The sequence below is a fragment of the Cellulomonas sp. GbtcB1 genome (assembly GCF_019091725.1).
Taxonomy (GTDB): domain Bacteria; phylum Actinomycetota; class Actinomycetes; order Actinomycetales; family Cellulomonadaceae; genus Cellulomonas.
This window is the reverse complement of the sequence record NZ_JAGXJG010000453.1, coordinates 1-243: the sequence shown is the minus strand read 5'-3', so window position 1 is coordinate 243 and position 243 is coordinate 1. Positions and strand designations below refer to the sequence as shown.

Annotated in this window: 1 protein-coding gene; it reads left to right on the top strand. The window is 42.4% G+C overall.

Features of this window, described 5'->3' with window-relative positions; genetic code table 11:
* Nucleotides 1-243, top strand: a 243-nt coding sequence (locus KVT14_RS21010; RefSeq protein ID WP_217617356.1) for a hypothetical protein, incomplete at both ends; no start/stop codon positions are given.

Here is a 243-nt window from a genome sequence, read left to right as displayed (position 1 = left end):
AACAAGAAGTACAACCAACTTCCTGATTCGGAGGCACAAGTCATTCAGATGCAGAGATGCACATTGTTCCTTAGAGCAGCAGATGAGAAGTTGAGGGATGAGTTGGAGAATGCTTTGGATCTAATTGATCCAGATCGTACTGATTCTTCAACAAGTTGGGAGAACATTGAGAAAGCAATGATGAAAGTAAGCCATCGACATGGAAGGAGAGACTTGGATCAAGAAGCAATTGGTGGAGTTTCA